This window comes from Paenibacillus sp. FSL W8-1187, from assembly GCF_037965485.1.
GTDB lineage: Bacteria > Bacillota > Bacilli > Paenibacillales > Paenibacillaceae > Paenibacillus_O > Paenibacillus_O pasadenensis.
In genome coordinates this window covers 2,485,831-2,499,307 of sequence record NZ_CP150181.1, presented here as the reverse complement: position 1 = coordinate 2,499,307, position 13,477 = coordinate 2,485,831, and the positions used below count along the sequence as shown (strand labels likewise).

Annotated in this window: 15 protein-coding genes; 3 read left to right on the top strand and 12 right to left on the bottom strand. The window is 63.4% G+C overall.

The annotated features are described in order from the left end of the window. Positions 1 to 8: 8 nt before the first annotated feature. The 9 genes from NYE40_RS10730 to NYE40_RS10690 all read right to left on the bottom strand — a co-directional run bounded on the left by NYE40_RS10730 (position 9) and on the right by NYE40_RS10690 (position 6,012). Positions 9 to 590 (bottom strand): lysophospholipid acyltransferase family protein, encoded by a 582-nt coding sequence (locus NYE40_RS10730; protein WP_028599795.1) that lies wholly within the window; start codon positions 588 to 590, stop codon positions 9 to 11. Continuing rightward, positions 580 to 1,272, bottom strand: a complete 693-nt coding sequence (gene cmk / locus NYE40_RS10725) for a (d)CMP kinase (protein WP_043111592.1) — start codon at positions 1,270 to 1,272, stop codon at positions 580 to 582. The genes NYE40_RS10730 and cmk overlap by 11 nt, the downstream gene beginning before the upstream one ends. A gap of 53 nt (positions 1,273 to 1,325) precedes the next feature. After that, on the bottom strand, positions 1,326 to 1,580 hold the full coding sequence (locus NYE40_RS10720) for a hypothetical protein (RefSeq protein WP_028599797.1): 255 nt from the start codon (positions 1,578 to 1,580) through the stop codon (positions 1,326 to 1,328). Positions 1,581 to 1,680: 100 nt separating this feature from the next. Beyond that, positions 1,681 to 2,331 (bottom strand): flagellar brake domain-containing protein, encoded by a 651-nt coding sequence (locus tag NYE40_RS10715; RefSeq protein WP_028599798.1) that lies wholly within the window; start codon positions 2,329 to 2,331, stop codon positions 1,681 to 1,683. 123 nt (positions 2,332 to 2,454) lie between these two features. Next, positions 2,455 to 3,789, bottom strand: a complete 1,335-nt coding sequence (gene ypeB, locus NYE40_RS10710; protein ID WP_028599799.1) for a germination protein YpeB — start codon at positions 3,787 to 3,789, stop codon at positions 2,455 to 2,457. Between the two features lie 71 nt (positions 3,790 to 3,860). Further along, on the bottom strand, positions 3,861 to 4,019 hold the full coding sequence (locus NYE40_RS10705; RefSeq protein ID WP_164820118.1) for a hypothetical protein: 159 nt from the start codon (positions 4,017 to 4,019) through the stop codon (positions 3,861 to 3,863). Positions 4,020 to 4,076: 57 nt separating this feature from the next. Further along, positions 4,077 to 4,772, bottom strand: a complete 696-nt coding sequence (gene prsW / locus NYE40_RS10700; RefSeq protein ID WP_028599800.1) for a glutamic-type intramembrane protease PrsW — start codon at positions 4,770 to 4,772, stop codon at positions 4,077 to 4,079. Positions 4,773 to 4,877: 105 nt separating this feature from the next. Beyond that, positions 4,878 to 5,486 (bottom strand): genetic competence negative regulator, encoded by a 609-nt coding sequence (locus NYE40_RS10695; RefSeq protein ID WP_028599801.1) that lies wholly within the window; start codon positions 5,484 to 5,486, stop codon positions 4,878 to 4,880. A 166-nt stretch (positions 5,487 to 5,652) separates the two neighbouring features. After that, positions 5,653 to 6,012, bottom strand: a complete 360-nt coding sequence (locus NYE40_RS10690) for a hypothetical protein (RefSeq protein ID WP_028599802.1) — start codon at positions 6,010 to 6,012, stop codon at positions 5,653 to 5,655. A gap of 212 nt (positions 6,013 to 6,224) precedes the next feature. Between NYE40_RS10690 and NYE40_RS10685 the strand changes: the two genes are divergently transcribed. Next, on the top strand, positions 6,225 to 7,121 hold the full coding sequence (locus tag NYE40_RS10685; RefSeq protein WP_244912796.1) for a polysaccharide deacetylase family protein: 897 nt from the start codon (positions 6,225 to 6,227) through the stop codon (positions 7,119 to 7,121). Here the strand turns inward: NYE40_RS10685 and NYE40_RS10680 are convergent. Both NYE40_RS10680 and NYE40_RS10675 read right to left on the bottom strand, forming a co-directional pair. After that, complete coding sequence (locus NYE40_RS10680) at positions 7,118 to 8,029, bottom strand: metallophosphoesterase (RefSeq protein WP_339279880.1); 912 nt, start codon at positions 8,027 to 8,029, stop codon at positions 7,118 to 7,120. The two genes, NYE40_RS10685 and NYE40_RS10680, sit on opposite strands and share 4 nt — an antisense overlap. A gap of 277 nt (positions 8,030 to 8,306) precedes the next feature. Beyond that, positions 8,307 to 8,900, bottom strand: coding sequence for a type II CAAX endopeptidase family protein (locus NYE40_RS10675; protein WP_101809029.1), 594 nt, complete (start codon positions 8,898 to 8,900; stop codon positions 8,307 to 8,309). Between the two features lie 62 nt (positions 8,901 to 8,962). Between NYE40_RS10675 and NYE40_RS10670 the strand changes: the two genes are divergently transcribed. Both NYE40_RS10670 and serA read left to right on the top strand, forming a co-directional pair. Continuing rightward, positions 8,963 to 9,883 carry a hypothetical protein gene (locus tag NYE40_RS10670; protein ID WP_101809028.1) on the top strand — a complete coding sequence of 307 codons (921 nt, stop codon included), beginning with the start codon at positions 8,963 to 8,965 and terminating at the stop codon, positions 9,881 to 9,883. A 417-nt stretch (positions 9,884 to 10,300) separates the two neighbouring features. Continuing rightward, positions 10,301 to 11,893: a phosphoglycerate dehydrogenase gene (serA, locus tag NYE40_RS10665; protein ID WP_028599807.1), complete on the top strand. Its 1,593-nt coding sequence runs from the start codon at positions 10,301 to 10,303 to the stop codon at positions 11,891 to 11,893. A 142-nt stretch (positions 11,894 to 12,035) separates the two neighbouring features. Here serA and NYE40_RS10660 read toward each other — a convergent pair whose 3' ends face one another. Further along, positions 12,036 to 13,475 carry an ATP-binding protein gene (locus NYE40_RS10660; protein WP_101809027.1) on the bottom strand — a complete coding sequence of 480 codons (1,440 nt, stop codon included), beginning with the start codon at positions 13,473 to 13,475 and terminating at the stop codon, positions 12,036 to 12,038. Positions 13,476 to 13,477: the final 2 nt, after the last annotated feature.

The window sequence follows — 13,477 nt, the reverse complement described above, 5'->3', positions numbered from 1 at the left end:
ATAAGGGATTAAAACAATGCTCGTTCGCGAAGCTTTGCGATGTCGCTCATGATCTTGGCTGTGACCTGCTCCAGCGTGTCTCCGGAAGAAGAATGGATGAATTCGGTCAAATCCACCGGAGGACCGTAGATGACGCGGGTTTTGCCGAACAATCGGTAAGAGCCGACGATCGCGACCGGAATGACGGTCGCTCCGCTCCGCATGGCGATCATGGCCGCGCCTTTTTTGGCCGCGTCCCCGCCGCTGTTGCGGGTCCCTTCCGGGAAGATCCCCATCACGCCGCCTTCTTTCAGAAGGGTGATCGCCGTGCGGATCGATTCTTTGCTGACGCCGCCCCGCTTGACGGGAAAAGCGCCGAGACCGTGGATCAGCTTGCCCAGCACCGGCACTTCGAACAGCTCCGCCTTGGCCATGTAGTGGACCTTGCGGTCGAGCTTGATCCCCACCGTAGGCGGATCGAAGTTGCTGATGTGGTTCGAGCACAGGATGACCGGCCCGTCCGCGGGAACATGCTGCAGCCCTTCGGCCTTCAGCCGGAACAGCACGGCATAAGCGCCTCTCAGGACGCCTCGGCAAAATTCATAGAGCATCCTGCTTCGCCTCCGCCAGTTTCTCGAGCGCCATCTCCCGGATTCTCGAGACGACCTCGTCCGCCGGAATGCCCGTGCTGTCGAGCAGCACCGCGTCGTCCGCCTGCAGCAGCGGCGATACGGCCCGTCCCATGTCCTTGCGGTCCCGCTCCTCGATCTCCCGCTCCATCTGCTCGAGCGAGATGCCGAGCGCGTCTCCGGCTTCCAGATGGCGCCGGCGGGCGCGCTCCTGCACGCTCGCCGTCAGATACACCTTGAGCTCCGCGTCCGGCAGGACGTGAGAGCCGATGTCGCGGCCGTCCATGACGACGCCCTTGGCGGAGGCGAGCGCCCGCTGCATCTCGACGAGCCGGATGCGGACGCCGTCGATCGCGGCGACCCGGGAAACGTGGAGATTGATGTCTCTGGAGCGGATCCGGCTCGTCACATCCTCGCCGCCCAGCAGGACGACCTGCCCGTCGGGGCCGGGCGCGAGCCGGATGTCGAGCTTGCGGGCATGGGCGGTCACGGCTTCGTCGTTCTCGATATCCAGCCCGGCTTCCCTGGCGCTCCAGGTCACGGCACGATACATGGCTCCCGTGTCGATATAAATATAGCCTAATGCCTCGGCAACGCTCCGTGCAACGGTGCTCTTGCCGGCACCGGCGGGTCCGTCGATCGCGATGTTGATGCGTTCGTCCATCCCGTCGTGATGGATAGTCAAGATCGGTTCCTCCAAGCAGCATCTAGGTTACGTTAGTCATCCAAAATCAGTAAAAAAGCAGGCTTTGCCTGCCCGTCGATTATATCACAGTCAACGGATGGATGCAAAACGGTTAGCGCCCTATCGCAAATCAACTGTCCGAGACGCTCGCCCTCGTCCGCCCTCCAGACGGAGAAGCCAGGGTGCCTGCCCAGCGCATGCAGTCCAGCCTGAGCGAGCACCGCCGCCGCGAGCAGCGCCGCTGCCGCCGCCGCCAGCCAAGCCGTAGGCGCATCGAGCCGCTTCATCCTCTCCCCCTCCCGCCGTCCCGCCGCGTGCCGGGCCGCCGCTGTTAGCTTGTGCCTGAAAAGGAAAACTATGCGGGGAAAGGCGCCGGAGCTTTCCGGCCTATTTGCGCAGCTCGAGCTGCCGCTCGAAGCAGCAGCGGATGATTTTCTGACGGTCCGGCTCGGAGATCGTCGTGAACTTGACCATCGCCTGCTTGCGTCCGTTCTCGAGCATCTTGGCCCGGATCACCTCGCCTTTGAAGAAGGCATGCTCCACGACGCCGTTCTTGAACGGGACGAGCAGCCAGCACTCGAGCTCCATGCCGGTCTCCAGCAGCCGGCTGGCCTCGCAATAGAACGAGATGCCTCCGCCGCCGACGTCGTCGGTGATGCCGATGAAGCGATTCTGTCCGCGCGCGCTCACGGCCAGCTCCAGCTCGGCCGGCACGCGCAGGTAGCTGCGGCGCTGGATGCGGGTCATGCTGCTCTCCTCCGCCTTGCGGATGCGGACGAGGCGCAGCACGTCGTCGCGATAGCCGGTCACGTAGGAATTGAAATAATGCTTGACTCCGTCCGGGCTGATGATGAAGATGGACAGCTCGTCTCCCAGATACAGCTTGCGGAGCTTGCCGCTCGGCTCATGAATCGGAATCTCCATGTACAAGGAATCCGCGTCCTCATCCGCCACCCTGGACTTGTAGACGGACTGGGCTTCCTCTTCGTCGGAGGAAGCGACCTGGATGAACAGGAAATCGTTGATTCTAGGCAGCAAAAAAAGGCCCCCCTCCCCTTGATGCCATGATTATAGCATGTCGGGTGAAAGGGAGCCAGATGGAATGGAGCGGCCGGGTCGGCTGCGGACCCGGCCGCTCGCAAGCGGCGGAACGCGCGCCGCTCAGGCTTCGGGAATCTCCTCGACCGCTTCTTCGGCGCCGGTCTCGGCATTGATGTAGACCCGATAGGTGAAGCCGTTGCTCTTGCCTTTGTACTCGTAGCACAGCACTTCCTCGTTGTCCTCGTTCTTGATCAGCGCCAGACGGCCGGCCTTGCCGCCCATCGCCTCGGTCAAGCCCTTGCGCGCCTCGGTCTCGGCGAGCGCCGGCTTCGCCAGGTCGCGCTTCTTGTGGGCGTAGACGTAATCGCCTGCCTGCAGGCCGACGACTTCGCCGTCGTCCAGCGCGACCTTGACGGTCAGCTTGTCCGGATAAAGCAGCACGCCGTCCTGCTTGGCGACATAGGTGAATACGCCTTCGTTGCCGAACTCGTCGTAGGTGACGGCTTCCATATCCTTGTATCCGTGCTTGTCCAGAAACTTCGCGGCGCCGCTTTTGGCCTCGGCCAGCTTCAGCTTCTTGTCCGCGATGTCGCGAGGCTTGACGAACCAGAGCAGGTCGCCTCCGCGGTAGGTGAAATCCATCGCGATGTCCTTGCCGCTGCCCTTTTCGACAATCGCGGAGTAAGAGGCGTAAGGCGTGCCCTTGCCGTTCTCGGTCACCTTGATCGGAGCGTCCGGGCCGAGGCCGAGGAATTCGGCCGCTTTGCGCTTGATCTCCTCCGGCGTCGCCGGCTTGCCGGAGAGCATGCTGACGGTCCGCTTCTCGTACAGGCTCGTTACCGTCGGCCCCCAGTCAATCGAATCGAACTGGCCGACCTTCGAGTCGACCGTCTTGAAGCCTTCGACGATCGCGTTGCCGGACTGCTGGCGGTCGGCGGCCAGAGCCGTCTCGACGTCCATCCAGCGGAGCTTGTCCTGCAGCACCTTGTTCTGCACCTGCTCGAGGTCGCGGTTGATTTCCGACGACTTGTCGAACAGCGTCTGCATCGTCTTCATCTCCCCGTCCGTCAGCGGCTGCTTGGTCAGGTCGCGCATCGACGCCTTGTAGGCGAAGTTGGAAATATGGGACAGGAAGTCGCCGGTTTTCTGGAACGGCAGCATCCGGACCGGCAGCTGGTTGATCTCGCTTTGCGCCTGGCTCGTCAGCCGCCAGACGTTCACGAGGCTCTTGCGCTGGAAGTTCTGCGAGCCGGCATTGACGGCCAGCGTCGTGCCGAGCTGGTGATGGAGCCGATCCATGTGATAGCTCAGATCGTGGAAAGCTTTCTGGTATTGGTTCTCCGCCTTGATGAGGATCGAATTCTTTTCCTGATGCTCTTGATATCCCCAGTAGGCCGCGCCGATGAGCAGGAGCGTCATGACGGGAAAGAGCACGCTGCTGAGTCGTTGGTACATAAAGCACAAGCTCCTTTCTTCTGCCAAACCTGGGGTTAGTTTGGGTAGAGGGAAGGAGCTTTATGCACCGCTTATATCGGCATTTCTTCGATTTCGAAATCGTCGGTGTTGTTGCACAGGCATTGCTTGAAGCCGGTGTCCACCCTCGCTCCGTCCCTCCTGCCGCGCAGGACGAACTTCTCGCCGCAGATGCGGCAGCGGATGCTCACCTTGACTCTCGCCTCCTCCATGACATGCCTCCTCTCTTTCGCGATCGGTCCTCTCTATTCGCAGTATGGACCGATCCGTCAGAGCTTAACCTCCTCCTCGCGTCCGACGATGCGGAACGGGGAGCGCGCGTTGGCGCGCCCGATCTTGACGAGCCCCCAGATCCAGAGGAACGCCATGAACGGGATGATGCCCCACGCGATCTCGCTGACATCCGAGGTGAGGATCCAGTCGTACAGGCCGTGCCAGACGACCGGGAGCGCGAGCGACAGCGCCAGCAGGCCGCGAACGCTGCGTCGAGGAGCGAACTTGGCCTTGCCGAAATAATAGCCCATCATGATGCCGAAAAGCGCATGGCCGGACACCGGCAGCAGCGCGCGCAGCATGAGGGTCGTGAAGGTGGACGGATAGTACACGGCATAGAGGATGTTCTCGAGCGTCGCGAAGCCGAGCGAGATGCTGGCCGCATAGACGATGCCGTCGTAAGGCTCGTCGAATTCCGTATGGTTGAAGATGATATGGTACAGGACGAACCATTTCGCCAGTTCTTCTACGCCGCCGGACAGGCCGAAGGAGAAGAACACCGGATGGCTGCCGAGCCACAGCTCGAAGCCTCGCTGGATCACCATGACAGGCACGACGATCAGCATGCCGGTTAGGAACAGCTTGAGCACGAGATGGATCGGCTCGCTGTCGTATCGGTCTTTGAGGTAAAGATAGGTCAGCAGCGCGACTCCCGGCGCGATCGCGGCAGTCAGGATGGAGAACAGCAGCAAGCGTTGTCACGCCTCCTTCGGGGGAATCGCTATAGGATCAGCACAAAAAAGGAGCACTCGCTCCGGCAGGCCGGCGAACGCGAATGCTCATTGTCGCTGGGATGGTTAAGAAAAATGATGGCATAGCTCGCGGACCGCGTCGGCGGGCATGATCACTTTGCCGTATTCGTCCAAAACCGCGGAGGTGACGGAGGTCGCCTCGCCGAATTCGGCCAGCACCGCGATCATCGCGTTCTGCACGCCGGCATCCGCCTGGGCGGTGTCGAAGGCGAGAATCCAGCGTCCGTGGTAGGAATGAAGCTTGCCCTCCTCGGTCAATCCGGAAGCCTTCAGCTGCTTGGCGGCAGAGATGACGTCCTCGAAGTCGCGGAACGAATACATGATCGTGTCGCTGGATTCCAGCGTCACTTCCATCTCGTACATTTCCTCGTCCGCTTCGTCCTCGTCCATTCGGCCGTTGCTGCTGACATTGACCTTGCCGCGGGTCACGATGACGACCATGCCTTGAGCGGGCATGGCGATCACCTCGACGGCCAGCGGTCCGTTGGCGTCGAAGCCGAGTTCCGAATAAGCCTGGTCCATCATTTCGCTGAACAGCTCGTGCACTTTCGGTATCTCGCGCCACATGTCGTCCTTCTGGATCCCGCGCTCCAGCAGGTCGTCGAACGTCAGAAAAATGCGAATTTTGTCTTGCCCCAGCCGTTCGATCTTCATGACAGGATCCTCCTCTGCAGCATCGGATATAACAGCGTATGATGCACAAGCCATAAGGTGCGGCATACGTGCCATATGACTATATTACCATTTCCCGCGGAGGAATGCATCCGAACGGCAAAAAAACAGCCGTCCCGCCCATAGGGCGTGGCGGCTGTCGGGAGAGTCAATGCGGCATGGAGGCGCCGGCCTCCGCCAGCAGCTTGTCGGTCTCTTTCTTGACCGCGGGATCGCTGCTTACGAGCGCCGCGATCTGCGCCCACGCCTGGGCGTCGCCGGCATGGGCGGCGGCCGGCTCCGCCCGGCGCTCGGACACGGCCGGCTCCGGCGCGACGGGCTTGGCCGAGCGGCCGATCGTCCCCATCCCTTGACGGAGCGCCCCCGCCATCGACTTCCTCACGACGCCCGACCACAGCTGGCCGGCCGCGACACCGGCCGCCGCCGCCAATCCGGGACGCTTGCGCGCGACATACAGCGCCGCTGCGGCGCCTGCGATTCCACCAGCAATGAAACTTCCCAGCCTCAAGGCCATCTCCTCCTTCGGGTAAGACGCAAGAGCGTCTTCGCTTCGACTTGATGCCGGTAGCTTGTCCATTCCGCAGCCGGTTCATGCCGCTGCCTCTCCGACCGGGTTTCATGCGGCGGCGCGTCGGTTATTATGGTAGAATGAGCATCTTGGGCGTGACCGGCCGAGCTGCCGGCCGCCGCTCCACAATCAGGCATCTGGAGGGAATCTTCTTGACCAACTATCGTCACTACGCGGCGCCGCGGCGCCTTGCCGCCTGCGGCGCGGCAGCCTTGCTGCTGCTGGCCGGATGCTCCGAGGGAAGCGGAGCTCCGGCCTCCAGCCCGGCCGCGTCCCCTGCGGCTTCTGTCGCCAGTCCCGCCGCCTCCGCGGCGACCATAGCGCCGTCGCCTTCCGCATCGCCGAGCGTTTCTCCGTCGCCGTCCGCCTTGCCTTCCCCCGCGCCCGAAACGGCCGAGACGCTGTACCGGATGAGCGACAAGACGTTCCGCTTCGCTCCGATCGGCGACGCTCCGGACAAGGTCGTGCTGCTGAGCTTCGACGACGGCCCGAAGGAAGAGGCCATGCTGACGCAAATGCTGGACGCGCTGGACAAGCACGGCGCCAAGGCGATCTTTTTCGTCAACGGCTATCGGGTCGAGGAGCATCCCGAGCTGCTGAAGCTGATCCACGACCGCGGCCAGACGGTAGGCAACCATTCCTGGGATCATGTCGTGCTGAGCAAAAAAAGCAAAGCCGAGGTGCAGAAGCAGCTCGGCGACGTGCAGGATATCGTGGAGAAGACGATCGGACAGCGTCCGGAGTTTTTCCGGCCGCCGCATGGAGCGGGCGGAGAGGTCGGCAAGCAGGTCTCGAAGGAAGAAGGAATGCTGTACATGACCTGGTCGAACGGATCGCTCGACTGGGATCTGAAGGCGACGAAGAAGGATCCTCAGCTCGTCATCGAGCAGGTGCTGTCGCAGCTCCACCCTGGCGCCAACATCCTCATGCACGAGCTCCAGTGGACGGCCGACGGCCTGGACTCCTTGCTGACCAAGCTCGAGGAAAAAGGCTACGGCTTCATCGATCCCGCGACGATCGAGCGCCCCGGCGCACCGGCCGGCCGCTAGCTCCGGGCCACGGAGCGCGCGAGCCGGAGCAGATGGATCTCCGGCGGGCAGTTCAGCCGCAGCGGCGCCTTGGAGGTGCCGTATCCGGAGCTTACGAGCAGCCGGACCTTTCGAGGTCCGGCTTTTCGCGCGGCGGGCGCCGGCAAGTCGAACCAGCCCGCCCGGAACTTGCGCACGCTGGAGCTGCGCATCGCCGGGCCGAGCAGCGGCAGGATGATCTGGCCTCCGTGCGTATGTCCGGACAGCATCAGGTCGGCCTCGATGCCCTCGTGCCGGCTGCGATGCGCGAGAATCGGATCATGCGCGAGCAGCACGGTGAACGGCATCGATCCGCCGGGCTCGGGGCGAGGCGAGAAGGCCGTCGCCGCCTCATCGGACAGGTCAAGCGCTTCGCGCAGACGGTCGCGCTTCGTCCGGGGATCGTCCGTCCCCGCGAGGCGGAAGGCCGATCGGCCGGGCACGGCGACGTACTCATGCCGGTTGCGGAGCACGCGCACTCCCTCCTGCTCGAGCGCGGCCCGCAGCTCCTCGATCTCGCCGTCGTAATCGTGGTTGCCGTAGACGGCATAGGCCGGGGCGATGCTCCGCAGCAGCGCCATGTTCGACCGCACCTGCTCGAGGCAGACGCCCGTCTCCCGGACGTCGCCGCCGATCAGCACGAGCTCCGCCCCTCCGAGCGCCTCGATCCGCTCCGGCAGATCCGGCTCGAGCCGGCGGCGGTGGATGTCGCTGATGAACAGCAGCCGCAGCCCTTCCAGTTCGGCCGGCAGCCGTTCGAGCGGCACGTCCTCCGGCACGATGTCCGTCCCTTCAGCCTCCTTCAGCATGGTCCGGACGAGAGCTCGACCTCCCAGCGCCGCCGCGGCAGCGAGCGCGGCCGCAAGCACGGCCCCTATCACAATTTTCATGGCGCAGCACCGATACCTTTCCCGATCGCGGCTCCTGCCGGCTCCGAGTGATCGACGAACAGGCTCCTGCCCCAGATGAACAGGCAGCCGGAGAGGACGATGAACAAAAAAAGCAAGGCGCGCAGAAGCAGCCGGGACAGCTTCGGCCGCAGCGATGGATGCCTGCTTTGGCGGGGCGGCAATCCTGCTCCTGGCGCCCCGCTCTCCGCGCGGCTTTCCTCTCGGGCTGACGCCGCCCTGTCGAGCGGCCTCCTGCGCCCGAATTTTTCGATCCGGCTCATGCTTCCCTCCTGAATCGGATGATGAGGCCCATGATGAAGTCGATCGCGAAATGGGCGGCGATCGGCGCCCAGAGCGTATCGGTCTGCAGGTAGATCCATCCGAGGCCGTAGCTGATGCCGAAGACGAGGCCCGTCGGAATCCAATGCTTGAGGTAGCGGACATGGATCGCCGCGAACAGGATGCTGGTCCAGTACGGACCGAAGCTATGCTGGATCGCGCCGCGGAACAGCATCTCCTCGCACACCGCCACGACGAGCGAGAGCAGCGCGATATGCCAGACCGGCCGGCAGCGGAAAATGCGCTCGTTGACGCCGCCGTCGTCCGCCGCCTCCTCCGGCACCCAGCGCGAAAGGATCAGGTCGACCGCCAGCACGGCAAGCGCGAATCCGAAGCCCCAGTAGAGGAAGCGCGCGTCGGATGGAAGCCCGAGCAGCGCCAGCGGATTGCGGCCCTGAAAAAAACACCAGGCCAAGCCGATAACAAGGGTAACCGCTTGTGTGACATACAGGTTGAGCAGCAGCATGCGGTCCGACAGCTCGTCGACCGACACGCTGCGGACACGGATGTTGCGGATATCGAATTTTTTCATGAAGTCCCGCCTGTCTTGAAGTAATCACAGCCGACAATCAACCGATCGCAAGGAGAATTCCTATGGACAAACATCTGAACCGCTATCAAATGCTTTTCTCGCTCGGCCTCATCTTCATGCTCGCCCTGGCGGTCGGCGCGTTTTTCGCCGGTGTCGAGGTCGGCTCCGCCCGTACGGAAACCCGCTATGAGGCCAAATCGCTCCAGGCTGCGGCGGCGAAGACGGCAGTCGCCTATACGCAGCAGGATCTCGTGTCCTTTTATCATACCGTATTTTCGCCCTACCGTGAATTTCAGAGCGAATGGCTCAAGATGGAAAGTCGTCTTGAAGCCCGCTCGAGCGCCCCGTCGGTCGGCCAGCTGGAGCAGCTCGGCGAGCTTGCCTCCAAAAAGCGCAAGGAGATCGAGGCGGTCGCCCTGGAGGCGAAAGGAAGCCTGTTGACCGAGGCGCGCGCCGACTACCTGCGCAGCCTCGACCGCTTCGTCGACGCGGCCTCGCATCAGAAATCCGCCGCCGCCGGAAGCACGCCCGAGCGCTTCCTGACCGCCCTGCGCGCGGACAAGGACTACAAGCAGGCGACGGCGGATTCGCTCTCCGGCCAGAACCGCTATTATTCCGCCATGCTCGCCTGGGCGTCCTCCACGCGCTCGGCCATCCCGAGGCAGGCCGAGCTGGCCGGCGTCGTCAGCCTGGACAAGTGGAGCTCGAGCCCGCTCGCGGTCAAGAACAAGCTCGTCGCCGACCTGCTCAGCAAGCGAGGCCGGATGAGGGATTTCCTCCCGCAGGATCTGGCCGGAGCGGTCGACCAGCTGATCGAGTCCGGCGAGGCCGACAAGCTCGGCCTGACGAGCTTCCAGGACGCGGTCGAGCTGCTGAGCGGCACCGGCGCGGTCCGCAGCGGCGACTTCTGGCAGATCAAGTCGCGGCTGTACGGCTCCGAGGTGCTGCCGCAGCTTCCGTTTTTCCTCCCGCCCGAAAGCTGATCCGGGTCTGCAAGAATGATAGCTAAAATTTATAGGGCCAGCAAGTTTTCTCATTGCATTTGGGACAACACCGCTTTAGAATAGTAAAGGTCAGCCTTCGGTTGCAGAATGCGCGGTTTCTCGACAGATCTCGCTGCATTCTGCGTTTGCAGCCGATCGCGCTCTAGCACGGACAAGCATTGAAGCCATACAGAAGCCCCGTCATCAAGGCGGCTTCCGTATGCGATGGACGCGGATGGGACAGCTCGTCCCTGCGCTGCGGAAGAGGAACCCGTCCCGGCTGGTCACGATGACGCCGGGCGTTTTTTCTTCTTGGCTCGCCAGCATACACTTTCCATAGCATGACCCGGCGCGGACGCCCCTACCGGGACGTCCCGCCTGCCGTATGCAACCACCATTCGCTAGGAGGCATTCCCCATGTTCAAAGTGTTAGTATCCGATCCGATCAGCGATCTCGGCATCCAGCAGCTCATGGACGCCGAGGACGTGACGGTCGACAAGAAGCCCGGGCTGAGCGAGGACGAGCTCGTCGCCATCATCGGCGAGTACGACGCGCTGCTCGTGCGCAGCCAGACCCGCGTCACCGCGAGAGTGCTCGAAGCCGGCACGTCCCTCAAAGTCGTCGGACGCGCGGGCGTCGGCGTCGACAACATCGACCTGCCGGCCGCGACGAGCAAGGGCGTCATCGTCATCAACGCTCCGGACGGCAACACCATCACGACATGCGAGCATACCTTCGCCATGATGATGGCCGTAGCCCGCCATATCCCGCAAGCGTACGCCAAGACGGTCGGCGGCCAGTGGGACCGCAAGTCGTTCGTCGGCGTCGAGCTGCGCGGCAAGACGCTCGGCGTCGTGGGCATGGGGCGGATCGGCAGCGAGGTCGCGCGGCGCGCCAAGGCGTTCGGCATGGACATCCTCGGCTACGATCCCTTCCTCACGGAAGAAAAGGCGGAGAAGCTCGGCGTCAAGCTCGCGAGCGTGGACGACATCGTGCGCGGCGCCGACTTCATGACCGTGCACACGCCGCTGACGCCGGAGACGCGCCACATGATCGGCGCGGAGCAGTTCAAGGTGATGAAGCGCGGCATGCGCATCGTCAACTGCGCGCGCGGCGGCATCGTCGACGAGTACGCGCTTGTCGACGCGGTCAACGAAGGCATCGTCGCCGGCGCGGCGTTCGACGTCTTCGAGGTGGAGCCTCCGGCAGCGGACCATCCTTTCCTCACGCATCCGAAAATCATCGTGACGCCGCATCTGGGCGCTTCGACGATCGAAGCCCAGGAGAACGTCGCGATCGACGTCTCCGAGCAAGTGCTCCATATCCTGCGCGACGAGCCGTTCCTGAACGCGGTCAACATGCCTCCGGTAGCGGCCGCAGTCATGACCCAGCTCCAGCCGTACTTCGAGCTCGGCGAGAAGCTCGGATCGCTCGCCGCTCAAATCACGGACGGTCCGTTCGGCGAGATTACCGTGGGCTTCTCCGGCGATCTGGCCGAGCTCGATACCCAGCCGCTGACCCGCTACATCGTCAAGGGCATTCTCGCCCATCATCTGGGCAGCGACCAGGTCAACATCATCAACTCGCTTTATTTGGCCAAGGAGCGCGGAGTCAACGTCGTCGTCAACAAGTCCCATACGGCCAAAGACTTCACGAACCTCGTCAGCGTCACGCTGAAAAGCCGCGGCGAGACGACGCATGTCGCCGGCACGCTGCTGACCGGCTACGGCCCGCGCATCGTCCAGGTCAACGGGTATACGGTCGACGTCGCTCCGTCCGGCCATCTCGTCCTCATCTCGCATCATGACCGTCCCGGCATCATCGGCCGCATCGGCACGCTGCTCGGCTCCAACGATGTCAACATCGCGACGATGCAGGTCGGACGCCAGGTCGAGGGCGGCGCCGCGATCATGGTGCTGACCGTCGACAAAGGCGTGCCGAAGGCGGTTCTGGCGGAGATGATCCAGCTCGACGAGCTCAAGACCGCCAAGGAAGTCATCCTTTACTAAGCCGCTCGATCAATGGCTGCGAAGTCCGTCCCTGCGGGGACGGACTTTTTTCGCTTTCATCCGCGGCCATGCGCGCGTTTGTTCCACATGCAACAAGATTTGCCCCTCTGCTTCAACAAAAAAACACCCTTCGAAAAGGGTGTCAAGACAGGATCGGATTCGGTTCGACAGGCAGCAGCAGCGTGAATGTCGTGCCTCGTCCGATTTTGGACTGGACCTGAATGCTGCCCTGATGGGCTTCGACGATGTTGCGGACGATCGCCAGGCCGAGTCCGGTGCCGCCGGAGGAGCCGCGCTTGCGGGCCTTGTCCGCCTTGTAGAAGCGCTCGAAGATGAACGGAACGTCCTCCTCCGGGATGCCTTGCCCTTCATCCTCGACCTCCAGTCTCGCTTGCCGCCCCCCCTGCCCTCCGCTCATCCCGAGCGCGAGGCGGATGCGCGAGCCGTCGGGGCTGTGGCGCACGGCGTTGTCGAGCAAATTGGTCAGCACCTGCTCGAGCCGATCCTCGTCCGCCTGCAAAAGCACGATCGGCGCTTCCGGCGCCTCTACCTCCAGGCGGATGCCTCGATCTCCCGTATACACGCTGAATTTGCGCGCGACGCGGCGCAGCAGCGCATCGAGATCGACGACACCGAGGCTGAGCTCCACATGGCCCGCCTCCATGCGGGCCAGATCGAGCAGGTCCTTGACGAGGCGGCCCATCCGCAGCGACTCGTCGTGGATGACCTGGACGAGCTCGCGGCGCTCCTCGGGGGATGCCGCGATGTCGTCCAGCAGCGCCTCGCTGTAGCCCTGGAGCATGGACAGCGGCGTGCGGATCTCATGGGACACGTTGGCGACGAAGTCCCGCCGCAGCTTCTCCAGGCGATGCTCCTCGGTCACGTCGCGAAGCACCGCGACGACTCCGCGCACCGTATCGTCGGACTTGAGCGGCGCCATGACGACGGACCAGACCCCGCCCTGCACCTGCAGCTTTTCGCTGAGGTCGCTGCCTTCCGCGATGACGGTGCGGAACAGCTCCCGCAGCGGCCCCGGCGCGGCATCGGAGCCGGCCGCCCGATCCTCTTCCTCGTCCCAAGCGGCCATGCGCAGCCGTTCGAGCAGCCGTTCTCCGGGCGGATTCGTCAGGACGATGCGCCCGGAGGCATCCATCGTCAGCACCGCGTCGGCCATGCTGCGCAGCACGCTCGACAGATGCTCCTTTTCGTGGTTCAGATCGGTGAAGAACTCCTGCAGATCGGCCCCCATCCGGTTGAACGCGCCCGCCAGCTCGCCGATCTCGTCCGAGGAGCGGATCGGCACGCGGGTGCGGTAGTCGCCCTCCGAGATCAGGTTCGCCGCGTCCTTCAGCTGCAGGAGCGGCTGCGTGATCTTGCTGGAGAGGAAAAACGCGAAGAAGGTGGACAGCAGGAATCCGATGATCCCGATGTAGACGAACAGCAGCTTGACCCGGAACGGCTCGTCAAAAGCGATATCGATATACTGCAGGAGGAACATGCCGAGAATGATCAGCACGACCGCCACGAGCAGCATGATCGTGATCCACAGCTTGCCGACGACGCTTCTCCACAGCCAGCGCATCG